The organism is Pseudoalteromonas sp. OF5H-5 (genome assembly GCF_021530695.1).
Classification (GTDB): domain Bacteria; phylum Pseudomonadota; class Gammaproteobacteria; order Enterobacterales; family Alteromonadaceae; genus Pseudoalteromonas.
This window is the reverse complement of sequence record NZ_JAKGBF010000011.1, coordinates 124,929-147,474: the sequence shown is the minus strand read 5'-3', so window position 1 is coordinate 147,474 and position 22,546 is coordinate 124,929. Positions and strand designations below refer to the sequence as shown.

The 22,546-nt window shown below is 41.2% G+C and carries 21 protein-coding genes; 12 read left to right on the top strand and 9 right to left on the bottom strand.

Annotated elements, in window-relative coordinates:
* The first annotated feature begins 160 nt into the window (after positions 1–160).
* Positions 161–2,482 (top strand): aerobic respiration two-component sensor histidine kinase ArcB, encoded by a 2,322-nt coding sequence (arcB, locus tag L1271_RS16490; RefSeq protein WP_235368311.1) that lies wholly within the window; start codon positions 161–163, stop codon positions 2,480–2,482.
* A gap of 6 nt (positions 2,483–2,488) precedes the next feature.
* Here the strand turns inward: arcB and arcA are convergent, their stop codons facing one another.
* The 5 genes from arcA to trmB form a co-directional block, all read right to left on the bottom strand.
* Complete coding sequence (arcA, locus tag L1271_RS16485; RefSeq protein WP_010379411.1) at positions 2,489–3,208, bottom strand: two-component system response regulator ArcA; 720 nt, start codon at positions 3,206–3,208, stop codon at positions 2,489–2,491.
* Positions 3,209–3,315: 107 nt separating this feature from the next.
* Positions 3,316–3,837: a YfiR family protein gene (locus L1271_RS16480; RefSeq protein WP_102057491.1), complete on the bottom strand. Its 522-nt coding sequence runs from the start codon at positions 3,835–3,837 to the stop codon at positions 3,316–3,318.
* A complete protein-coding gene (locus L1271_RS16475) occupies positions 3,834–5,456 on the bottom strand; it encodes a sensor histidine kinase (protein WP_235368310.1) in 1,623 nt (540 codons plus the stop codon). The genes L1271_RS16480 and L1271_RS16475 overlap by 4 nt, the downstream gene beginning before the upstream one ends.
* A gap of 164 nt (positions 5,457–5,620) precedes the next feature.
* Positions 5,621–6,649 carry a methyltransferase gene (locus tag L1271_RS16470; RefSeq protein WP_102057489.1) on the bottom strand — a complete coding sequence of 343 codons (1,029 nt, stop codon included), beginning with the start codon at positions 6,647–6,649 and terminating at the stop codon, positions 5,621–5,623.
* 80 nt (positions 6,650–6,729) lie between these two features.
* Positions 6,730–7,455 carry a tRNA (guanosine(46)-N7)-methyltransferase TrmB gene (trmB, locus tag L1271_RS16465; protein ID WP_010607600.1) on the bottom strand — a complete coding sequence of 242 codons (726 nt, stop codon included), beginning with the start codon at positions 7,453–7,455 and terminating at the stop codon, positions 6,730–6,732.
* Positions 7,456–7,598: 143 nt separating this feature from the next.
* Here trmB and mutY point away from each other — a divergent pair, with 143 nt between their 5' ends.
* The 3 genes from mutY (at position 7,599) to L1271_RS16450 (ending at position 12,111) form a co-directional block, all read left to right on the top strand.
* A complete protein-coding gene (gene mutY / locus L1271_RS16460; RefSeq protein ID WP_102057488.1) occupies positions 7,599–8,660 on the top strand; it encodes an A/G-specific adenine glycosylase in 1,062 nt (353 codons plus the stop codon).
* A gap of 65 nt (positions 8,661–8,725) precedes the next feature.
* Positions 8,726–8,998 (top strand): oxidative damage protection protein, encoded by a 273-nt coding sequence (locus tag L1271_RS16455; protein WP_010379401.1) that lies wholly within the window; start codon positions 8,726–8,728, stop codon positions 8,996–8,998.
* Positions 8,999–10,623: 1,625 nt separating this feature from the next.
* Positions 10,624–12,111, top strand: coding sequence for a sialidase family protein (locus tag L1271_RS16450; RefSeq protein ID WP_235368309.1), 1,488 nt, complete (start codon positions 10,624–10,626; stop codon positions 12,109–12,111).
* 352 nt (positions 12,112–12,463) lie between these two features.
* Here L1271_RS16450 and ispB read toward each other — a convergent pair whose 3' ends face one another.
* A complete protein-coding gene (gene ispB / locus L1271_RS16445) occupies positions 12,464–13,435 on the bottom strand; it encodes an octaprenyl diphosphate synthase (RefSeq protein WP_102057486.1) in 972 nt (323 codons plus the stop codon).
* 417 nt (positions 13,436–13,852) lie between these two features.
* Between ispB and rplU the strand changes: the two genes are divergently transcribed.
* From rplU to glsB, 7 genes are all read left to right on the top strand, one after another.
* Positions 13,853–14,164 carry a 50S ribosomal protein L21 gene (gene rplU / locus L1271_RS16440; protein ID WP_010374575.1) on the top strand — a complete coding sequence of 104 codons (312 nt, stop codon included), beginning with the start codon at positions 13,853–13,855 and terminating at the stop codon, positions 14,162–14,164.
* 19 nt (positions 14,165–14,183) lie between these two features.
* The gene (rpmA, locus tag L1271_RS16435) at positions 14,184–14,441 is read left to right on the top strand and encodes a 50S ribosomal protein L27 (protein ID WP_088529763.1); all 258 of its coding nucleotides are present in this window, start codon (positions 14,184–14,186) and stop codon (positions 14,439–14,441) included.
* A 169-nt stretch (positions 14,442–14,610) separates the two neighbouring features.
* Entirely contained in the window at positions 14,611–15,768 is a 1,158-nt protein-coding gene (cgtA, locus tag L1271_RS16430; protein WP_235368308.1) for an Obg family GTPase CgtA, read from the top strand.
* Between the two features lie 380 nt (positions 15,769–16,148).
* The gene (gene folA, locus L1271_RS16425) at positions 16,149–16,640 is read left to right on the top strand and encodes a type 3 dihydrofolate reductase (RefSeq protein WP_349284480.1); all 492 of its coding nucleotides are present in this window, start codon (positions 16,149–16,151) and stop codon (positions 16,638–16,640) included.
* A gap of 79 nt (positions 16,641–16,719) precedes the next feature.
* A complete protein-coding gene (locus L1271_RS16420) occupies positions 16,720–17,091 on the top strand; it encodes a DUF3718 domain-containing protein (protein ID WP_010607605.1) in 372 nt (123 codons plus the stop codon).
* 207 nt (positions 17,092–17,298) lie between these two features.
* Positions 17,299–17,655, top strand: a complete 357-nt coding sequence (hpf, locus tag L1271_RS16415; protein ID WP_010374586.1) for a ribosome hibernation-promoting factor, HPF/YfiA family — start codon at positions 17,299–17,301, stop codon at positions 17,653–17,655.
* Between the two features lie 86 nt (positions 17,656–17,741).
* A complete protein-coding gene (glsB, locus tag L1271_RS16410; protein WP_102057483.1) occupies positions 17,742–18,659 on the top strand; it encodes a glutaminase B in 918 nt (305 codons plus the stop codon).
* 83 nt (positions 18,660–18,742) lie between these two features.
* Here the strand turns inward: glsB and L1271_RS16405 are convergent, their stop codons facing one another.
* The gene (locus tag L1271_RS16405) at positions 18,743–20,047 is read right to left on the bottom strand and encodes an inosine/guanosine kinase (protein ID WP_174169738.1); all 1,305 of its coding nucleotides are present in this window, start codon (positions 20,045–20,047) and stop codon (positions 18,743–18,745) included.
* Between the two features lie 259 nt (positions 20,048–20,306).
* Between L1271_RS16405 and tadA the strand changes: the two genes are divergently transcribed.
* Entirely contained in the window at positions 20,307–20,807 is a 501-nt protein-coding gene (gene tadA / locus L1271_RS16400; RefSeq protein WP_039491405.1) for a tRNA adenosine(34) deaminase TadA, read from the top strand.
* On the opposite strand, the gene L1271_RS16395 is transcribed toward tadA, so the two are convergent.
* Positions 20,804–20,986, bottom strand: a complete 183-nt coding sequence (locus tag L1271_RS16395) for a hypothetical protein (RefSeq protein ID WP_010374594.1) — start codon at positions 20,984–20,986, stop codon at positions 20,804–20,806. The two genes, tadA and L1271_RS16395, sit on opposite strands and share 4 nt — an antisense overlap.
* A gap of 129 nt (positions 20,987–21,115) precedes the next feature.
* Positions 21,116–22,546 carry a membrane-bound lytic murein transglycosylase MltF gene (gene mltF, locus L1271_RS16390; RefSeq protein ID WP_235368307.1) on the bottom strand — a complete coding sequence of 477 codons (1,431 nt, stop codon included), beginning with the start codon at positions 22,544–22,546 and terminating at the stop codon, positions 21,116–21,118.

Below are 22,546 nucleotides of genomic sequence, written 5' to 3'. Positions count from 1 at the left end.
GAAATTGACTGAATGATCTGACCCTGCAATTTCTATACTCGCTTATTACTAGGGCTTTTGTATAATATTTACTTTGAGGGCTTGAAAAGCAATTCAGTCAGGCTCAAGCGGTAGAATATAAACTTGCCTGACAAGTGTTTAACAATGGTGAAGTAATAATATGACAGAAAATTCGTTTGGCTCATGGGCTCGAATTTTATCAAACTTGGTAGAAAAATACGGCAACAAGCGGGCGTTTGCCATCGCTTATGCTTTTACGCTCTTCGTTGCAGTTATTCTATCTTGCATGTTTTACTATGTTGCATTAGGTGTAGTTGAAATTGTCGATATATCGGCACTCTTTTTCTTAACTGCTGTTATTGCGCCCGCTCTCATCATGATGTCCGTCGCAGCAATGCGGGAGGTACATTCATCCAAGGCTTATTTGGAGTCGGCAACACAACAAGAAAAGATGCTGAACCAAACGCTAAAGGATAATATTAATCGTTTAAATAGTGAGATTGACGAGCGTAAAATTGCTCTGCATGCTAAACACCGCGCGATAGATGAATTAAGAAAAGAAATTGCAGAACGTAAAAAGACCCAACAAGAACTTGCGCAGCAAGGTATGTTGCTGCGGAGTATTGTTGATTCATCTCCTGATCTGTTCTATTACCGCGATGAAAACGGTGTATTCGCAGGTTGTAACAAGATGTTTGAATTAGTGATGGGCAAAAGCAGTGAAGAACTAATTGGTAAGTCAGTCGAACAGATATATTCAAAGCAATATCTTCCAAAAGTACTAGAAACAGATAGCCAGGTATCAGAAACACAGCAACCATTAACACTTGACGTTGAGTATCCTGTTGAAGGCGAGTCTCGTTGGTTTGAAATGCGTAAGCTGCCATTTATCAACGATAACGGCGAATATATAGGCTTGCTGGCCTTTGGCCGTGATATTACTAGTCGTAAAGAAGCTGAGCAGGCGTTAGAAACTGCGTATAAGGATAAAGGAAAGTTTATTGCTACGCTAAGTCATGAATTAAGAACCCCGCTTAATGGTATTGTTGGTCTGACGCGCATGATGTTAGACACTGATCTGACGGCGCAACAAAAAAGCTGGTGTAATACCGTGTTTTCAAGTGCGGAGACGCTTGGCAATATTTTTAACGACATCATTGATTTAGATAAAATTGATAGGGAGCAGCTAGATATAGCAACGGACAGTATCAATGTCTCTGATTTTATAAATGATGTGGTCAACTTTGCAGGCCTAATTGCTGATCAAAAGGGCCTAGAGTTTACTATCAATCGCTCTGGAATATTGGACGTTTACGCATTACTCGATCCGACACGTTTGCGTCAGGTACTCTGGAATCTAATTAATAATGCGGTTAAGTTTACCCACAAGGGTAATGTGACGCTGGAATGTCGCCGCGAGAATCGAGATGATGGACCATGGCTGACAATTAGTGTTATAGATACTGGTATGGGAATATCCGGAGATCAGCTTGAGCGGATCTTTGAAATGTATTACAAGGCTCCGGATGCATCTGGTAGCAATGCAATTGGTTCAGGAATTGGCCTTGCTGTTACTAAAGCTCTCGTTCAGGCTATGAAAGGAACGATAGCGGTTACTAGCCAAGAAGGTAAGGGGAGTCGTTTTGATGTTGAGATCCCATTACAGCTATGTAATGCACCGAAAGAACAGAGCTATGCTGGTAGAAGTTTGTACATTTTACTTGTTGAGGATGTGCCGTTAAACGCGGAGATTGCGACAAATCTATTAGAGCAGCGTGGACATGAAGTTATTTGGGCTGAAACTGGCGAGGATGCGCTCTCATTTGTTGAGACTGAGGATGAGCTAGACCTAATTCTATTGGATATGCAGTTACCAGATATAAATGGTGACGTAGTCGCGCGTCAAATAAGAGAAGACAGTCACTTCGATCACTTACCGATTGTAGCCTTAACCGCGAATGTTAGAAGCGCTGAGCAGGAGTTAGAGGGGATCAGTGTTCAGGGGGCTTTGGCCAAACCAATAAATACCACTAAACTCGACAAAATGCTCGCAGAATTATTTGGAATTGAGGCACAAAAAAACAAACAAAGCATTGATATTCGAGAAGCATTGTCACAGCCCGAATACTCAGATTTAGATATAGAGACCATTTGCGATTTTGTTGAGTCTATGGGGGCTGCTGCATTCCAAAGAAGCTGTGACCTATTTACCAAGCTCAATCCTAAGTACTGTCAAGAACTCAGAGAGGCTGTTGCACAAAATGATATTGAGGAATACGGTGCGGTTGCACATAAAGTTAAAGGTGCTGCTGGCTCTGTAGGGTTGCAACTTGCCCAATTACAAGCAAAGAAAATGGAATTAGAGTCAGAGGGTAAAGAGGAAGTGACACTATTGGATTGGGTATCTGAGTTAGAGGTTAAAATAGAAGAAGGGCAAGAAGCCCTTCATCCATTAATTGCAAAACTCGCTGAAGATCAGTAAAAACGATTATTGAGCGTCGAGTTTACCAATGAAACGGTAACCTTCACCGTGAATTGTACTGATTAATTCAGGCGTGTTGTTATCAGTTTCGAAATGCTTACGAATACGACGAATAGTAACGTCAACAGTGCGATCATTTGCGCGAAGTTCACGACCTGTCATGTGCTTGATAAGCTGTTCACGGCTAAAAATACGGCCTGGAGAATCTAGCATTAGACGGAGTGCTCGATATTCACCTTTTGGTAGGCGCTTTGAATCACCTGTTGGGGATGTTAAACAGCGACTGTTTTCATCTAGCTCCCAACCATTAAAAGTAATAACGCCGTTGCTATCAATTGTTGACTCTTCTGCAGACGTGCCAGTACGAGAGATCAGGTTGCGAGCACGAATCGTTAGTTCACGCGGGTTAAATGGTTTTGTGATGTAATCATCAGCACCAATCTCAAGACCAAGAATGCGGTCAACATCATTGTCACGACCTGTTAGGAAAATAAGGCCGATGTTTTTCTTCTGGCGTAATTCACGCGCCAAAATTAAACCATTTTTACCAGGAAGGTTGATATCCATGATTACAAGGTTTACATCATCATTTGATGTCAACTTGTCATGCATGTCATCGCCATCAATGGCTTCGATTACTTTGTAACCTTCCGCTTCAAATAAACTAACGAGGTTCAGTCGAGTTACGTCTTCATCCTCTACAATTAGAATGACTGGCGTTTGCATTATTAATTAACCTTTTCGGAATATATAATTTACAATGTGTCCGGACTTATATAATAAATCCGAATATTTACGATTATAGGAGCTTATCCAATTGTTAACAAGTAAAATCAGTTGGGATGAAACTTGGATACGGCAAGCAGCCTTGAGCGCACGATGAAGTACTGTTTTTCTAGGGCTTGCTTATTTATATACAGTCGAATTTTGCTCCCTTCTTGGACCAAAGAAGCAATCCCGCCTCTTTCTAAAAACTCAATACTTTCGCCCACGGTCAACATGTTTGACTCTATTGTATCGGTCCAAGCGGACAGTATATCATTTTCGTTAGTTTCATCAATGTATGTGATATCGCAAGCGCTGGAAAGTTCCTTATAGTTCCACGTTTTTTTTGCTTCTACGAGTTTAATCGGTTTTCCTCGCACGTTCAGCTTTGTTGCACTTTTTAGTTCAGAAGCGGGTCCTGATTCGAGAGAATAAAAACAGAATTGGAAACTGGACTTTGTGTTTTCGTCGGGAAACTCGACGAATTTTGCCATCTGATAGAGAAAAGCTGAGCGAACCTGATCTGGGGATTTTGCAGCTGAATATAAGGAAACAAATAAAAGCAAAATAGTCAGATTAATCAACCTCATTTTAGATCACCTGAAAGTGGGAGCGTTATAATAAATTTGGCACCTTGGCTAAATTCTTCATCTAAGGTGATTGTTCCCCCAAGTGCTTGAGTTACTAAGTTATAAACTAAATGCATACCTAGACCGCTTCCACCCTCACCTCTACGAGTGGTTACAAACGGATCGAAGATACGCTTTTTAATTGCTTTGGGAACACCCATCCCGTTGTCTGCATATTCAATCGCGAGTTGCCCCATTGATGACTTTACTGTAATTGAAATACTGTTGTTTTGTTGGTCTTTAAAGCCATGGAGTAAGGAATTAGATATAAGCTGCTCTAGCACTTGTTGTAATGGTCCTGCTTTACTCTCGATGGCAAGTCCAGTGTCACAGTCAATGGTCACTTCAGGCTGTTTCGTGGAGAGTTCAGCTCGCATAGATGCTACGACTTCAGTAAGCAGGTTTGACAAATCTATTCGTGAGTTCACTTCTAGATCCTGGCTTACGGCAAGGCGCTTAAAGCTAGAAACCAACTCAGCCGCTCGGTTTAGGTTGCGGTAGATGAGATCAAGGTTTTCAATTCCATCTTTAACAAAGCGCTCTAACTGCTTGGAGGTTAAAGACTTTGTTTGAAACGCTTCGCGAATATCGGATAATTTATCTCTTAATAGCGTAGATCCTGTAATACCCAAGCCGATAGGGGTATTTACCTCGTGCGCAACGCCAGCCACCATCTGCCCCAGCGAAGCCATTTTTTCGTTCTCGATGATTTGGTTTTGATATTGATGCATACGCTCTAAAGCGTTCAGCAGTTCTTGGTTAGCCTCTCTTAGCGCAATTGTGCGTTGATTAACTTTTTCCTCCAAGCTCTGGTTGAGTTGTTTTATTTCTTGCTTGTCAGCTTTATGACGCTCTAGTTGATTCTCGGTGCGAGCTAACATGATATTTAAATTATTCGCCAGCACGTTTAGTTCTGCGATATTGCTGCCAGGAGCTCTAGCACTGTAATTATGGTTCTTCGAAACGTCTTGCAATAGCGTTGAGAGTTCTTCAATTGGCGTCGCTATACGCTTTTGGATCCCTCTTGAAACTAGCAATACAAGGAGCAGGACGAATAAGGTGAGTGCAATATCTACCAGTATTTTTTTATTAATATAGTTAGAAAGTCGCTCAAGACCCCCGCGAACATACACATAACCTTCAATATTGCCTTCATAAACAACAGGTTTGATTAGTTCAATGTAATCTTCTGAGACCTTAGGGGCCTTCAACTCCTCTATTTGATTAACTTTTAGTGGTACTGGTGGTGTTCGACTAGCGTTGTAACTGGTAAAAAATACAGGGGTGTTGGTTACGTCATCCATAGCATATATATGGATGTTTTTAATTATGTCTACTTGCTGAAAAGATTTGAGACGTGCATCTTCGGTCTTTCGATCATCGAACAAAATAGTGATCTGAGAATTAAAAGCAACGATGTCAGCTATCATCTCTATCTTATTGATGATTAATTGCTTTTGTTCTTTTACATCAAGGTAAGTGGAAATAGAAATGGATAAAGAGAGACACAGCGCAGTTACAAGCATCACTGCGCTGATCAATACTTTTCTAATGCTTGTTTTTGTTAATTGCTTACTCATTCTTATTCCAGCTGTATGATCAGCCTTGGCTGCGGCTACAGAGCTTTTGAGATTCAGTAACTCATTATAATAAAGTAGAGCAAATCTTTGAAAATGAAAAGATAAAAGGTCGGTTTGAGTGAAGGTTTACTTGATATATGCAAGTAAACCTTAGAGCTAGTAAACTACTGCGCTTTATAGATGGCAAATTTAGTGTTTTTAGTGACAACTTCAAACTGTTCAAATTGAGCTTCTAAAATAGGAGGATATTTTAGGAAGCTATTTGCAACCAACTGAATATTAGACTTGGTATCCATATGACGCTTGATGTTATGTAGAAATTGTTCAGCGATATCATAGTCTGTTGAAAGGCCCGTATGAAATGGTGGGTTGCTCAATATAAGGTTGAATTTACCGTTTAGCTCACTTAAACCATCGCTAAGCAGCAAAGTTGCACCGAGGTTGTTCAAAGCCAAGGTTTGCTGCGTAGCATATAGCGCAAGTGCATTGACATCTAAACAGGTGAATTTAAGTGTTGGGCTGTTCAATAAGGCGTAGCAGGCGATAAGCCCGGCACCACAGCCAAAATCTAACACTTTGCCTTTATAGGGAAGGATGACATTTTCCAGTAATAGCTGAGTCCCAGCGTCGAGCTTCCCATGATTAAATACACCGGGCAAACTCGCGGCGGTGAACTCGGTCTTGGCGATACGCACTGAAAATGTCTGTATGTAATGGCTTACGTCAAAATTTGGGTTGGCAGTAAGCTGATCAAACTCATATAAAACACAGTGTTTTGCGCTTTCTAATTTATAACAGTGTGCAGCGTGCTCTTTAAGTTGCTTTTCTGCACTTTTAACCCCACTTTTGTTTTCGCCAACAACGAGTAACCTAGTTTCAGCCGTGCTCAAGTGGCGGATGTTATCAAATACCATTTGCGCTTCAGGTTTTGATTTAGGGTAATAATAAATAACTAAATCAATATCTTGCAACTGCGGTAGTTGATGGTCTACATAACTCTTAACATCGGCAATTTTATCGGCGTGAAGGTGGTCTGCAAAATCGAAACTAAACGCATGAATTGCCGAACTTGGATTGAGCGCTTTTAATTCACGTAGGAAGCCATCGCGCTGATGGTTAATAACCAGAATATTGTTGGCAATAAGCTCTTCTTCATTACGAAGTAGTAATAAACTCGGGTTGGTAAACTGCAACGCTAACTCCTAATGAATGTACTCAAATAGCTGGGCGATGAAGCAGCCTGTTGAGCCGCTCCATTATAAAGAGGGGTTGTTTAGCTAATACGCTCGAACATTAAGTCCCAAACGCCATGTCCTAAACGATGGCCTCGTTGCTCAAACTTAGTCAGCGGTCTAAAGTCTGGACGAGGAACATAGTCATTGCTTTGCGACTGGTTTTTATAACCAGGTGCTGCACTCATCACTTCAAGCATATGCTCGGCATAGTTTTCCCAGTCAGTTGCCATATGGAACACACCACCGACTTTAAGCTTTTGGCGTATTTTTTCAGCAAACTCAAGTTGTACAATGCGACGTTTGTGGTGACGCTTTTTATGCCACGGATCAGGGAAGAATAACTGTAATTTAGCAAGGCTGCCATCAGCGATACAATCTGCTAAGATTTCAACAGCATCATGTTCAAAAACACGTAAGTTAGTGATGCCTTGTTCATCTGCATCCATCAAGCAAGCACCTACACCTGGACGGTGTACTTCTATGCCAATAAAGTTTTGTTGTGGGTTATTTCTTGCCATCTCAACGAGAGACTTACCCATACCAAATCCAATCTCAAGAACGACATCATTGCTGTTACCAAATACTTCAGTAAAGTCTAGCAAACCTTGTTGGTGTTCCAGTCCCATTGTTGGCCAGCATTTTTCTAGCGATGCTGCTTGGCCTTTAGTAAGACGTCCTTCACGCTTAACAAAGCTACGCACTTTTCTGATGTACTTGCCTTCTTCCTGCGCTTGTTCGAGCGCACTTTTGCTTGATTCGTTCATGGTCATTTCTATGCTCGTGAAAATGGTCGCATATTATCGTCATTCAGTTGGCAATAAACAAGTATAGAGTGAAACTTTACGTGGTGACTATTAAAGCGATTGTGATTACACTGGCGGCTTTGTAGCAAGTACTAGTCAAGTTTATGAAAGTTAGCCAGCAACAAGCTAAGTGGTTTGGTGAGCAAGTTGTGTCTTGGTATCACCTTCATGGTAGAAAAACACTGCCGTGGCAACTCGGAAAAACGCCGTATAAAGTATGGGTTTCAGAGGTGATGTTACAGCAGACTCAAGTAACCACAGTTATTCCTTATTTTGAGCGCTTTATGGCGCGCTTCCCAACGGTAATTGCGTTGGCCGATGCACCGGAAGATGAAGTGTTACACCATTGGACTGGGCTTGGTTATTACGCCAGAGCAAGAAATCTTCATAAAGCTGCAAAGGTGATCAGAGATAGTTATAAGGGTAAATTCCCACAAACATTAGAAGCGGTGATGGACTTACCGGGCATTGGTCGCTCTACCGCAGGCGCGATACTCTCTCTTGCGCTTGGTCAGCATCATCCAATACTCGATGGTAATGTTAAGCGGGTACTCGCTAGGTTTTATATGGTTGAGGGCTGGTACGGAGTAAAAAAGGTCGAAAATCAGTTATGGTCTTTGAGTGATGCCGTCACGCCAAGCGGTGATGTAAGAGCATTTAATCAGGCGATGATGGATTTAGGCTCAGGCGTATGTACCAGAAGCAAGCCAAACTGTGATGTTTGCCCACTTGCTGAGGAATGTTCAGCGTTCAAAAATAATCGGGTTAAAGAATTTCCAAACCCTAAACCCAAAAAGGAGAAGCCAAAAAAACGTACTCACCACTTAATAATTAAATGTGATGATAAAGTTTTGATGGAGAAGCGTCCTTCGAGTGGAATATGGGGTGGGTTGTTCGGCTTTTTTGAGTTTGCAGAGCAAGATGAATTAGACGCGTTTGTTAAGCAGCAAGAACTTAAACTTGAATGTACAAATACACTTGAACCTTTTGTGCATATTTTTACGCATTTTGAGTTAACTATTACCCCCGTGGTTGTAGAAGTAAAAAGCATGCCAGATTGTGTGCATGATCAGCAATTACTGTGGTTCGATACTCATAATCCACCAGAGGTTGGGCTCGCTGCGCCGACTAAAAAGTTGGTTAAAGTATTAACCGCAATAGGGTAAACTGACACCATCATTGGTGCTGACTCTCATTGAGTGCACGATTAAAATTGAAGAGGTAGATACTCATGGCACGCACGGTATTTTGTCAAAAGTTACAAAAGGAAGCGCCTGGACTGGATTTTCAACTGTATCCAGGAGAAGTTGGTGAACGTATATTTAATAACATCTCCAAAGAAGCTTGGCAGCAATGGCAGCATAAGCAAACCATGCTAATTAACGAAAAGCATCTTAATATGATGGATCCTGAGCACAGGCAAATGCTTGAAGAGCAGATGGTCGGCTTTTTGTTTGAAGATAAAGAAGTCGAAATTGAAGGCTATAGGCCACCAGAAAAGTAAAGCGTCTTTAATGGGTAAGTAATCAACTGGATGAGGCTTCAGGTAAAGGGACTACATTAACGAGTTTCTTAAGCTCGTTGAAGGAAATGGAAGTAATACCAATTTGTTTTACCTATATGGATGTCGGTACATTGGCTATAGCAGGATGTGGTAACGCTTATAACCACCAAGGCCGAGTAAACAAGTTGCCCAGCCCTGAAGTACCTATATTAACCTTTCATCAAATATGAAAGGTTAATATAGGTGTTTACTTAATACAGTTGCTACAAAACTTAGTTACTTAGTTTTCCTAAATTTTCAAAAAGATTTCCTGCTTTCCATTGAGATACTCTGCGTAAATCGCTCCTAAAGTGCCATCAGGAAGTTCGGTAATAGTCATACTAAAAGAGTCTTCAAAGCTCTGTATCCATCGTCGTGAGGAAAACTACTCTTCTTCGTTAAAGCTATGGCTATATAGATGATCTGCTTGCTTTGTGTAAAGTAGCCAAACTAACCTATAGTACTCTACTAATGAAGCGTTCTTAATAGTTCCAGTAGCAAGCCGTTGAATTTCAGTATAGCTCTCTCCATCTTCAGACTATGATGGGTTTATGCTCACTAGAATAATAAGTCAATAAAACGCGCTGATCTGCTAACAACATATCTATCTTATAATCGTAGCCTGCTTATCCACCAACCTTTATTTGCTCACTCTAACTAATTAAATCTTTAGGCGTTTTAACGAAAATGACCGTTTCGTCTCTTTTTTCAGGTACTGCCATGTAACTAAGAACATGATATATTTTAACATCTGCAAACCGCAATGGTCCTTTTACACCAACACCATAAACCTGATAGTTCAAAGTATCTGTTGGTTTTTCTCCAATCCCAGAGGGGAGGTTTGATCATCACCAGATGATCCTCCTCCACAAGCACTTAGCAGAGATATCGCTGCAGCTCACAAACGGCTTTTTTGTTAGTTTTTTAGATCACTAAGCATTTTAATTTAGTTTTCCAAAAATTAATTATATGTGTAATAAGGAAATATTTGAGTGGTGGCATCGTTTAAATGGATATGAGTGCAAAGAAGCAGTTAATTACAGTATTTCCTTATTTGGGTATATCTAAGATAAGGAAAACGCAATAACAAGCTGGTAAAACATAACTCCTCTTATAGAAATATAAAAAGATTATTTTTTATTTGATTTCAGTGGCTTGATGGGTGAGGCGTCCAGTGATTGTCTTTCAAAGCAGAAAGTTGTTCAATTTTGGAGAGTGTTACACTTCAAAGATGAATTTGGGGTGTTAGAGTATCATTTTATCTGAAAGTTAGCTGTACTGCTGTTGCGATTAAAGTTTAAAATACTGAAAAGGATTAGAGTAGCTAATTGAATATACCTAAGGTTCTTAACCTAAGAAGCTTTAGTGGAGATAGTAATATTACTGTAAGTCAAGGACTTGATTAGTCAAAGTGCGTAGTGAAGTGGAATGGGAAAGTCAATGTTTCTCACGTAGCCAAGGTTAGGCATCTTTAGTATTGCACTTGCATGAAAATGAGTATTTTGCCGCTATTTTCCTTTTAACGACAGAATTTCTTTCGATAAGATGCATTGAATCTTATACCAATAATAGTAAGGAAACATAAAATGTTTAGTAATGTTTATACAAGTATGCGGTTAGCCTATTTGGGAGTCGCACTTTCATTATTGAGTGCGTGTGGAGGTTCATCTAACGATGATGTAGATGACATTAACAATGCAGGGAAGGAGAAGCCTCCTGCGGAAGTTAAATATGATGTTACAGGTGTTGTTGAAGGATTAAAAGCCAAATACAGCACTAATGAATTAGTCGATATAGACGTTAATTTATTAGGCGATGACAAGCCGCTAAGCTCTAAAGATGGTTGGCTTGTGAAATATAAGTTGTATCAAACTTCCTCCACAGGGGCTGAGCAACTCTTAGATGAAAGAGGCGGCATGTTTGATCAACAAACTCAACGGTGGAAAATTTCTTTTTCTGCAAGCGAAAGCGCTATGGATGTTAAACTAAAATTGCAAGCTGGCTGTTCAGTTACAAGTGGTCTTTGTGCTGACAAAGCAGGTAGTAATAAGGACAAACAGTGGGAGCAAACTTTTGAGTATTCAGTAAACGCAGTCGTGGAGCATAGAGTTAATATTACTAACACGACTGAATATTCTGGTGCAACTTCACTGATTTCTCTAGAAAATGGCGATCTGGTGGCTTTATATAACCACGGACTATCCGATACACATAGTAGAGTTAGTATTTCATCTGATAATGGCCAATCCTGGGTTCAAACGTCTAGCTTAAATGTTGAGACTCTTGGCGATTTTGCTATTGAAACAGGAAAACTGTTTGAAGATAAAAGTGGCAACTTACTGGCTGTAGGTAATTGTAACGAATCTTCATTGTGTATATTAAAAAGTGATAGTGAAAGCCTTTGGAGTAAGGTTTCAGAAATAGACTTTTCTAATTATGACAGCTGTGATGGTGGGGTTGATTTTCCATGTTCTAATGCGCGTCTAGTTCCCGGCTCGTTAATTCAACTGAAAAACGGTAAATATATGCTGAGCTATCTATTTGCTCCGGGAGCAAATAGCGCTGAGCTAGATGTATATATTCGTATTTCGGATGATTTAGTGAATTGGAGCGAGGAGAAGCGAGTTGCAGGCAATGGATTTGATCGTTCTGAATCCAATGTAAATGCAATCGCATTACCTGATGGTAGAGTTTTACTTAGTTATACACCATTTGATTCAGAGTTAATTACAATTTTGATCTCGAACGATGGAGAGAACTTTGATACACTCCAGAAGCTTAACACCGCCTCTATCCCAAGATCTGTTTCATTAATTAACCACAACGGCTCCACTCGTCTGTTCTATTCCGCAGATTATGGTAATTTTTACAGTAGTAGCCTTGGTGAAGCAGAGTTGTTTACAAAGCCACAACTGATAAAGGAGTTTGATTATTCTGATATACGTACTTCTGATGAGCCGCTTGTAACTGATCTAATTGATGGCACTCTCGGCGTGATATATACAAAAAAATTAAATGAGCAACATGACGTTTTCTTCGAAAATCTGGGAGCGGCTAGAGAAGGAGTGCATTAATTAGCTCATGCCAAGTAGTACACTTAATATGGAGCGTTCAAGCTAGTTGAACGATTTTTCAGAGTGTTTATTATAGGCTGCGACGTAGGTTGTGGCCTATTTTTATGTCTGAGCCTCTAAATCTGAGCCTCTAAAGTTAGAGAGTACTATTAGATCTCAGTCTTGAAATTGCTCAGAAGCCAAAAGAAGAATTGGAGAACAAGGCCTGCCCGCGAATTGAACTAACCAAGCTCCAACTGCCTCTGAATAAGTAAAAAGAAAAGGCCATTCGAGCTTAAAACGAGTGGCGTTAAATGCAGAACACAACTTTTGGTTAAATACCAGTATATGGAATGCACCTTTAAGTTCGTTGTTAGTAGTTCCTATCCACAGAAAGTTTAGCAAGCCCAATAAGTGCCTCTTTATGCACTGAGTCAGGTAAAACGCTTAATTGTGCAATTGCTTTTTGGGCTTCTTCTTGGGCTTTAGCCATCGTGAAGTCAAGTGCTTTGGTCTCGGCTAGTGTTGCTAAAATATCTTCAAGATAATCAAGTCCATTACCACTTTCTATCGCTGTTCTGATCTGAGCTGATTGCTGAGCATTTGCATACTGCATTGCATAAATAAGCGGAAGCGTAGGTTTACCCTCAGCGAGATCATCACCAATATTCTTGCCAAGTAATTCTGCGTTAGCACTATAGTCAAGAATATCGTCTACAAGTTGGAAGGCTGTGCCTAAATGCATACCGTAAAGCTTAAGCGCAGTTTTAATTTCGTCTGATTGCTCTAGCACTACAGCGGGTAGTAAAGTCGCAGCTTCAAATAGCTTTGCCGTTTTGCTGTAGATAACCTGCATATAACTCTTTTCAGTTGTATCTGGGTCATTACAGTTCATTAACTGTAACACCTCGCCTTCTGCGATGATATTAGTCGCATCGGCCAAAATCTGCATGACTTCCATATTACCAAGGCCGACCATCAGCTGGAATGATCGAGTGTAGATAAAGTCACCAACCAATACGCTGGCCGCATTTCCAAACTCTGCATTTGCTGTCGGTTCTCCACGGCGCAGTAATGACTCATCAACCACGTCATCGTGGAGTAACGTTGCAGTGTGAATAAACTCTACAATTGTTGCTAGCGTGATATGTTTATCACCTTCGTAACCTAATGCTCGTGCGGCCAAAAGGGCTAACATTGGGCGGATGCGTTTACCTCCGCTATTTACAATGTATAAACCTAGCTGTTTTACAAGTGCAACATCAGATTGCATTTGTTGATGTATAAGTTGGTTGACGTCAAGCATATCTTGCTTAACCAAATTTTGGATAGTTTTTATATCCATTGCGCTCCGAGCCAATCTATTAACCGAAAATGAATAAACTTGGCGATTGTACTACAAAAAAATCATCGACTCGATAAATTGTCGTAGTTGCTTATAAAAAAACGTTTTTATGCTTACTTTTTGTGCTTTCAATGGTTTCGCAAGGGGTGAAATAGGTACGGTGAAATCTCATTTGGTACTGTATTAGGTAAACTATAGATTCGCCTTTTGTCTGATGAATTGAGAGAAAAAAGAGCTTGGCTTTGACATTTTTTTGACTAGAATAGGAGAAAATATTTGATTGCCCTCATACGAGCTAAATTTTATTCACTTTCTTCAAATTTGCTCTTGCGCCAAGATACGCATTAGCGTAAACTTCGCGCCCTATTGAAGAATATTAAGTTGCGTCGATTTGAGGGCGCACAGACGGAGTTAATTATGTACGCGGTTTTCCAAAGTGGTGGTAAACAGCACCGTGTGACTGAAGGTCAAACAATTCGTTTAGAAAAGCTAAACGTTGAAACTGGTGCAGCAGTTGAATTTGATTCAGTACTTCTAATTGCTGATGGTGAAAAGATCGAGATCGGTGCACCGTTTGTTAACGGTGGTAAAATTACAGCTGAAGTTGTATCTCACGGTCGTGGCGAGAAGATTAAGATTGTTAAATTTAGACGTCGTAAGCATTCTCGTAAGCAGATGGGCCACCGTCAGTGGTTCACTGAAGTTAAAATCACTGGCATTAGCGCTTAATTTTTAGAGGTACAGAGAGATGGCACATAAGAAGGCAGCTGGTAGTACTCGTAACGGTCGCGATTCAGAAAGTAAACGCTTAGGTGTTAAACGTTTTGGTGGCGAATCAGTTTTAGCGGGTAGCATCATCGTTCGTCAACGTGGTACACGTTTCCACGCTGGTTCTAACGCAGGTATCGGTAAAGACCACACAATCTTCGCAAAAGCAGACGGTAAAGTTGTTTTTGAGCAGAAAGGTCCTTTAAACCGTAAATACGTTAGCATCGTTGCTGAGTAATCGGTATTAAATACTAAAAAACCCCGCTTAGGCGGGGTTTTTTGTTTTCAGCACATCAATTACCAAATTAGCTATACCAAGGTGTATTAATACAATTGGTATTAGGAGCGATTTGTCGCTGCTGCTATAATGGTGTAGTGAATTCAGACAGAGTTAAAGAGTTTAAACCATGAAGTTTGTCGATGAAGTAGAGATTAGAGCGGAAGCCGGAGATGGGGGCAGTGGTGTCGTTTCATTCCGCCGCGAAAAGTTTGTGCCAGATGGTGGCCCAGACGGTGGTGATGGTGGCGATGGCGGTAGTGTATTCCTGCAGGCTGATGAAAATTTAAATACGCTTATCGACTATCAGTTTGAACGCTTTCACAGGGCTGAACGTGGTACCAATGGCCAAGGCCGTAATTGTACAGGTAAAAAAGGCCAGGACTTAGTACTTAAGGTACCAGTTGGTACAAGAGTTACAGATGTCGATACTGAAGAGTGTTTGGGTGATTTGACCAAAAATGGACAAAAGCTGATCGTAGCGAAAGGTGGGTATCATGGTCTTGGTAATACGCGTTTTAAGTCAAGTACTAATCGCGCACCAAGACAGAAAACGCTAGGTACTCAAGGTGAAGTTCGTAACCTTCGCTTAGAATTAATGCTGCTTGCAGACGTCGGTTTGTTAGGTCTGCCAAATGCTGGTAAATCTACGTTTATCCGTAGCGTATCTGCAGCTAAACCAAAAGTCGCTGACTATCCATTTACCACGCTAGTACCTAATTTAGGTGTTGTGAGACCTGAAGCGAGCAAGTCATTTGTAATTGCTGATATCCCAGGCCTAATTGAAGGTGCTGCGGATGGTGCAGGTCTTGGCATTCGTTTCTTAAAGCACTTAGAGCGCTGTCGGGTGTTATTACACATTATTGACGTGATGCCGGTTGACGGTAGTGATCCTGTCGAGAATGGCTTCGCTATTATTAACGAACTGCATCAATACAGCCCTAAATTAGCGGAAAAGCCTCGCTGGTTAGTGCTAAATAAAGTGGATTTATTGCTTGAAGAAGAAAGAGAAGAAGTATGCGCCCGTATTGCTGAAGAGCTAGACGCAGAAAACTTTTATATGATCTCTGCTGCAAACAAGTTAAATACGCAACCTTTGTGCTTTGATATCATGAACCTTCTCGAAAGCATGCCAAAAGATAAATTCGAAGAAGAGCTGCAAGAAGAAGTTGAATTTAAGTGGGACACATACCACAGACATGCAACTAAAAATGATAAAGACGATGATGATGACTGGGATGATTGGGATGACGACGACTACGATGTGGAAGTTATTTACGAGCGTTAAGTTACATTGAGTTTACTCTAAGAGGCCCATTATATGGGCCTTTTTTATGCCTATTTGAACAGTGTAATACTTCAAATCAGTATTCTCGCCGCAATTCTGTTGAAGATGATATACTAATCAACCTGAACTCGGGATAACAACTTGTTCTCTAGCAGCTGTTATCCCTTACTACTGTGTTAAATTTGTTTGCAATAGGCCAGCTATTGATGCACAAATTTGCCTTGTATTAAGAAATAACTTCTGGCTAGAGTGATACTACGCTTTTGAGCTTAGTGATTTTAGTGGATTAACTTACTTCTTATCCCGAGTTCAGGTTAATCAAACATCTTGCATGCTAATTGTGTGTATAAACTAATACTAAAATACTATAAAGGTGCGTTGTGGTAATTTCAATGATAGCTGCGATGGCAAATAACCGTGTTATCGGAAAAGATAACGATATGCCGTGGCACTTACCTGCAGATCTTCAACATTTCAAAAAGGTTACGCTAGGTAAACCTGTGCTCATGGGTCGAAAAACATTTGAGTCTATTGGTAGGCCTCTGCCGGGTCGTAGAAACATAGTGATATCCAGAAATATTGACTACACTCAGGAAGGTATAGAGGTCGTCGCTTCGCCTGAAGCCGCATTGAGTACTGTTGAAGGGTGTGACGAAATTATGATAATTGGTGGTGGTCATATATATGACATATTTCTGCCTTATGCTCAGCGGCTCTATTTGACCTTCATCGATTTAGAGGTTGAAGGGGATACTCAATTTCCTGACTATGAGCAAGTTGCTGAATGGGAAGTGCTTGAAACTGAGTGTAACGAACCTGACGAGAGAAATAACCATAGTTATAAATTCGTAACTCTGAACAAAAAACTATGAGTTTCTTGCTAACAATTGTTTAGGTTGCTAAAATATAGCCAGTTATATGCTACGAATAAAGTATTAAAGGGTCTGTGTAATGAAATTAACTACCGTGCTACTGTCAGCTTCCATCGCTGTTGCTGCTTTTTCTTTCAGCAAACCGGTAAGTGCAAACGATCAGTTGGCGCTTTCTATATGTGAATATATCGCTGCGGACGATAAAAATCGCATTCGTAACGCTTTGAAAACATCACGCCTTAAAATGCGTAATGTTTACGATGCAATTCAGTGCAACGGTAATAACTTACTAAGACATGCAATTGCTAGCAACGCAAACGATGCTGGGGAATACATTATTAAAAGTATTCCAAAAAGCGCGTTAGAAGACGGTAAAGATTTAGCATGGGCTGAGTCAAACCACGGTGGTTCAGCATTGATTGCTGTCATTAAAGAGCGTGCAGGCCTTTAATTGTAAAGTTTACGCAATATGAAAAGAGCCCTTACTAGGGCTTTTTTTATGCCTGGATTTATTATCGCGTAATTTTTCTAGAAATGTTTTTTTGATTAGAATCAGCTTCCTTCCAATTTTTGTAATAAATTTTTGCTAAGGCTCTTGAGAAATCGAGTAATCGTGCCAATACTATTGTTAAGGGTAAACGCAAAAGAAGGATTGCATATGAAGATTAATTTATCTGGCCATCACGTAGATGTAACCGATGCTGTTAAAAACCACGTTCATGAAAAGTTTGCCAAGATCGCTAACCATTTTCCGTCGTTGTTATCCCTAGACATCATCGTCAGCAAAGAACACAAACAATTTTACACGGAGATAAGTACAAACTACGCTGGTAGCCGAATATCGGTAAAAGGTGAAGACGAAGTGATGTATCCTGCTATTGCCAAAGCGTCTAAAAAGTTGGATGCAGCTTTGAAGCACCGAAAAGGTCAGTTAAAAGCCAATAAACATCAGAAGCCGGTGAGTACAACGCCACCTATTGCGCACGAGATCATTCAAGAAATGGAACTGAAATAACCTTAGTTTCAGATAAACATCAGGCCCTACGGGGCCTTTTTTGATACACTTCCCCAATCATCCTAGCTAGCCTTAATTACGAGCATATGCCAAATTACCAAGAAATTTTAGAACAGGCTGTGCAGCGAGTTCAACCGTTGTTACGCCAAGGCAAAGTTGCTAACTATATTCCTGCTTTAGCTGAGCAGCCATTAGAACAATTTTCTGTTTCACTGCATACGGTAGATGGCGAAACTTATAGTGCCGGAGATACTGAAGCCAGATTTACGATTCAATCAGTATCCAAAGTAATGACATTGACGTTAGCGCTGCAGCGCTATGGTGACGAGCTTTGGAGTCGGGTAGGGAAAGAGCCTTCGGGTACAGCTTTTAACTCCTTAACTCAGCTTGAGTTCGAAAATGGCATTCCAAGAAATCCATTTATAAATGCAGGTGCCATTGTAACTTGTGATGCGCTGTACTCTCGTTTATCTGCTCCAATTCATACCATGCTAGAAAGCTATAGAGCGATGTCTGGTAACGACAAGCTGTGTATTAATAAGATTGTGGCGCAGTCTGAATATGATCACAGGTATAGAAATGCAGCGATGGCTTATTTGATGAAGTCATTTGGCAATTTTAATAATGAAGTCGAGGATGTGTTATGGTCATATTTCAATTTTTGCGCAATTGAAATGAATACCACTGAGTTGGCGAAGTCATTTTCCTATCTGTCTAGTCAGGGTTACTGCAACTTATCAAAACAGCGGATACTTACCAAAAAACAAACCAAGCAAATGAACTCGCTGTTGTTTACGAGTGGTCTTTACGATGCAGCTGGTGACTTCGGTTATCGAGTGGGGATGCCTGGCAAGTCTGGTGTCGGGGGGGCGATAATCGCCATCGTACCCAATCGTTTTACGGTTTCGGTATGGTCGCCAGGGCTTGATAAAGTTGGTAACTCTTTGGCTGGGATCGCGGCATTAGAATACCTATCCAACGAACTTGGTACTGCTATTTTTTGATGCCAAGTTATATACAAACTAGATGATATAAAAATAGCGACCAAAGTCGCTATTTTTACCAATCCTAAACAAGCTAAGAACCGTTATTGTTCCCAGTATGATTGCTCTAGTGAGTCTTCACGCTCAGGTAGGCCTCGAGATAACCTTGGAGAGTGCTGAACGAGTACCTCGTAGCTTGCACGGTTTGCATACTTGCTTATCTGTGCCAGCGATGAATAGGTAATTGCACTTTGCTCATGTTTTGCTGAGTTTGGTACATTCAGTTTATGGTATTCATTGGCACAAATATCATGCAAAACAGCGGCAAGAGCGCAGTCACCTGCACCATTAGTATTCTTGATGATGTCTGGTCCACCCATATAAGGAGCGGTATGGCTGTATGCTCTGATAGGCTGTTCACACTGGGCTTTTTTCATTGCGCGTGAGAATTCGTAGCGATTAAATTCAGGAATAGCACCGGGAAGTAATGGGTATTCAGTCACACGCTTACAGCAGTCATCAACATAACCCGCCATAAACAACCCTTTAGGTCCCGCAGTACAGATGACCAGATCAACCCAGTCCAGTGCTTTATCCGCAGCGAGAAGTGGATCGCTAAAGCCTGTGATCGCCTCTCCTTCTTCTTCGTTCATCGCAAGGATATCAACATGTTTAGCAACGAAGTCAGCCCACCATTTGGGGTCTTGTTCAATTAAGAACTTAGTACCAAGCGTCAATACTACGGGTATGCCGGCATTATTGGCATACTCAACCGCCTGCATTGTTGCTTGTGTCATGGTTTCGTCGCCACTCGTACGCATCAAATAAGCGCTGATCACTAACGCCGATGATTCTTCGATAAGCGTTTGGCAAATAGACTCAGGACGTAGGTGATTCATTAATCCTGCGCTGATAGCAAAAGTGCGCTCACCACTGTCATCAATAAGTGTAAAGCAACGACCAATGGGGCCATCAACTGGCTGCAAGTAGTCCAGATCAACTCGGCTTGAGGTGTTACATAAAAATTTATAGGCGTAGCTGCCAATTTTTATGTTTTCACTCATCACCCCAAGTAGGACTGAGCGGTCATCTGCTAGCACCGAATAGTTGTGCATGGTGTTACCTATGGTACCGCCGGCAAATTCATAGTCGATCATGTCATCACGTTTTAGCCTATCATAAAGGGCGTTGGTGACATCATTGTCTATCACTTGTGACATACCACGCTGTAAGTGGAATTCATCAAGAAAAGCTTGATCCACTTTCGCTTCAATATCAACGACGATTTGATCTATACCACAGATATAGCTCCTTTTTAGCCGATCATCAGCGTGTAACTGGTTAATAAGCGGATCTTTATCTTCCACCGGAAAATAGTGTTTATGCCTACGGCGTCCCGGAAATTTCATATTCTACCCGTGTGTTTTTGAGCTTACGAAATAAAAAAAGCGGCGAATTATAGCGTAAATCCAACCCTGTGAGCCACGGCAAAATTGCGAAAATTATCAATAATGTCCGCAAAATATTAAAAAGATGTTGGTAACATCCTGAGTTTGCTTATAAAAGCAGCTGTATTGGTGACTGTGATTATTTAAGAATAGCAGCTTAACCAGAGCTCTGCAGGAGGTGATATACTCCATTTTAGGTGAGGACGACTATAAAATTACCATGTCAGAAGTAAAAGATGATCAATATTGGATGAAAGTGGCGTTAGCATTTGCTGACAAAGCTGAAGCGGAGAACGAAATTCCTGTCGGTGCTGTTGTAGTGAAAGATGGTGAAATGATAGCTGCGGGTTGGAACCGTTCAATTACCTGTCATGATCCTTCGGCTCACGCTGAAATGATGGCTATTCGAGAAGCTGGCAAAGTCGTTGAAAATTATCGGCTGATTGATTGCACTTTATATGTGACGCTTGAGCCATGTCCTATGTGTGCCGGTTTACTGGTCCATAGTCGCTTAAGCAGAGTGGTGTTTGGGGCATCTGACGCAAAAACGGGTGCGGCCGGTTCGATAATGAACTTGTTACAGCATGAAAAGCTCAACCACCAATTGGAAGTTACATCGGGCGTATTGAGTGAAGTATGTGGCGAAAAGCTGTCTGCATTTTTCAAGCGCAGACGCCAAGAGATTAAAGCAGCAAAAAAGTTGAAAAACGGTAGTACTTAGGGTTGTACTACCGCAGTGGCTGTTTTCGCATCCCTTTGCTCTTCCATTTGAATTAGCGCAAAAATACGATGGCGCAAGAGCATTTTACGGTGTGCATTTTTCATCATGACACGACGGCGATTTGGCGACGTGTATTTGGTGTTACGTTTAAATTGATGATTCCGACGTCTTCTCAACATAGAACCTCCGAATGTGAGAGATTAGGTGGGGGTAACGCCCACAAATATTAATTTAGTATAAATACGCTATGCCTATGACAGATTTATGACCTTTTGAAGCATTTATCAAGCCAGTTTAGTAAATATAAATTACTGCTGCTTCTCGACTTCACTTGCTTTGTCTGGATTATCAACCGGAGTAGTTTGCGAAGAGGCTTTACTGCTGTCAGGTAGGAGTGCACCGTTGTCTTCCAACCATACAAGTGCATCATAATAGCGGCGAATATTATCTACATACGTTACCGCAACATCACCACGAGCATATCCATATCTTGTATTTCGATAGTAGCGCTTTTTAGTAAGTAGTGGTAGTCGTTTTTTAACGTCTGCCCAGTTATTCGGATCGCCTCCTTGATCCGCAGTAATGTTACGCGCATCTCGCACATGGCCCCAGCCCACATTGTAGGAAGCAAGGGCAAACCAGGTACTATCGGGCTGCTGTATTTCTTCAGGCATACGGTCGAATAAAATACGTAGGTATTTGGCACCACCTTCAATATTTTGTTGGGCATTGAGGCGGTTTGTCACGCCAACTTTTTTAGCCGTGGGTTGTGTTAGCATCATGATGCCACGAACCCCAGTTGGAGACTTAGCTCTGGGATCCCACATCGATTCTTGATAGCTGACCGCAGCAAGTAGACGCCAATCGATATTGTGCTGTTTCGAATAACTTTTAAACCACTTGAGATAGGTGGGTAAGGTACTATGTACAGCTTCGACAAAGGCTAAGGTGTTTACATAGTTAAACTCTTCGATATGACCAAAATACTTCTCTTCGAGCGTGGCCAAAAAGTTGTTTTGTTGTACTCGGGCGAAAAATGCAGGCAGCAACGCATATAACGAATCGTCTTTTTCGTTACGCATCATCCACGCCACATGTTCATCTTTTGTAACTGAAAACGCAATACTGACGGTTGGGTGGTAGCGTCTAAATAGGGCCAGTGAATGTGAGTCTGTGATGGTGTAGTCAATCTCTCCGTCAATGATGGCCTGAAGCAGCTCTTCTTCACCTTTATCTGAGACAACTTCCCAACTCAAATGAGGATGGCTTGTTTTTGCTTCTTCGAGGGCAATAACATGGTTGCTGTGTGCTAGTACGGTAATTGGCGCTTTAATATCATCAAAGTCTCTTGGCCATTCTCTCCCTTGTTTGTACACGAGCTTTTGACTGATCATTCTATACGTCGGGCCAAAACGATATTGCGCTGTTCTTGATGGGTGAAAGCTTACTGCGGAGGCAACGATATCTAAGTCCCCGGCATCTAGCCTTGCAAATAACTCATCTAGATTAAAGTAAGGAACGATGTGTAATTCAACACCAAGCTCATTGGCAAATTCACTCGCCAGTTCATATTCGAACCCTTGTTCTCCAGTGGTGCCTTGGTAGTAGTTTCCCGGGCCCGCGAGCGTGCCAACACGTAATACCTTATTTTGTTTTACATGTTGCAACTGATTAAGAGGGGCTTTGTCGCACCCAACTAAACAGATGACAACAAAGCACATAAAGATGTATTTAAACAT

Excerpts from the sequence above, each read along its gene's own strand:
- glsB (WP_102057483.1), top strand. The coding sequence starts at position 17,742 with ATGCCAAATTACCAAGAAATTTTAGAACAGGCTGTGCAGCGAGTTCAA.
- arcA (WP_010379411.1), bottom strand. The coding sequence starts at position 3,208 with ATGCAAACGCCAGTCATTCTAATTGTAGAGGATGAAGACGTAACTCGA.
- rpmA (WP_088529763.1), top strand. The coding sequence starts at position 14,184 with ATGGCACATAAGAAGGCAGCTGGTAGTACTCGTAACGGTCGCGATTCA.
- L1271_RS16395 (WP_010374594.1), bottom strand. The coding sequence starts at position 20,986 with ATGTTGAGAAGACGTCGGAATCATCAATTTAAACGTAACACCAAATAC.
- L1271_RS16420 (WP_010607605.1), top strand. The coding sequence starts at position 16,720 with ATGAAATTAACTACCGTGCTACTGTCAGCTTCCATCGCTGTTGCTGCT.
- cgtA (WP_235368308.1), top strand. The coding sequence starts at position 14,611 with ATGAAGTTTGTCGATGAAGTAGAGATTAGAGCGGAAGCCGGAGATGGG.
- hpf (WP_010374586.1), top strand. The coding sequence starts at position 17,299 with ATGAAGATTAATTTATCTGGCCATCACGTAGATGTAACCGATGCTGTT.
- L1271_RS16450 (WP_235368309.1), top strand. The coding sequence starts at position 10,624 with ATGTTTAGTAATGTTTATACAAGTATGCGGTTAGCCTATTTGGGAGTC.
- trmB (WP_010607600.1), bottom strand. The coding sequence starts at position 7,455 with ATGAACGAATCAAGCAAAAGTGCGCTCGAACAAGCGCAGGAAGAAGGC.
- mltF (WP_235368307.1), bottom strand. The coding sequence starts at position 22,546 with ATGTTTAAATACATCTTTATGTGCTTTGTTGTCATCTGTTTAGTTGGG.
- L1271_RS16475 (WP_235368310.1), bottom strand. The coding sequence starts at position 5,456 with ATGAGTAAGCAATTAACAAAAACAAGCATTAGAAAAGTATTGATCAGC.
- L1271_RS16480 (WP_102057491.1), bottom strand. The coding sequence starts at position 3,837 with ATGAGGTTGATTAATCTGACTATTTTGCTTTTATTTGTTTCCTTATAT.
- tadA (WP_039491405.1), top strand. The coding sequence starts at position 20,307 with ATGTCAGAAGTAAAAGATGATCAATATTGGATGAAAGTGGCGTTAGCA.
- L1271_RS16405 (WP_174169738.1), bottom strand. The coding sequence starts at position 20,047 with ATGAAATTTCCGGGACGCCGTAGGCATAAACACTATTTTCCGGTGGAA.
- L1271_RS16455 (WP_010379401.1), top strand. The coding sequence starts at position 8,726 with ATGGCACGCACGGTATTTTGTCAAAAGTTACAAAAGGAAGCGCCTGGA.
- ispB (WP_102057486.1), bottom strand. The coding sequence starts at position 13,435 with ATGGATATAAAAACTATCCAAAATTTGGTTAAGCAAGATATGCTTGAC.
- rplU (WP_010374575.1), top strand. The coding sequence starts at position 13,853 with ATGTACGCGGTTTTCCAAAGTGGTGGTAAACAGCACCGTGTGACTGAA.
- arcB (WP_235368311.1), top strand. The coding sequence starts at position 161 with ATGACAGAAAATTCGTTTGGCTCATGGGCTCGAATTTTATCAAACTTG.
- mutY (WP_102057488.1), top strand. The coding sequence starts at position 7,599 with ATGAAAGTTAGCCAGCAACAAGCTAAGTGGTTTGGTGAGCAAGTTGTG.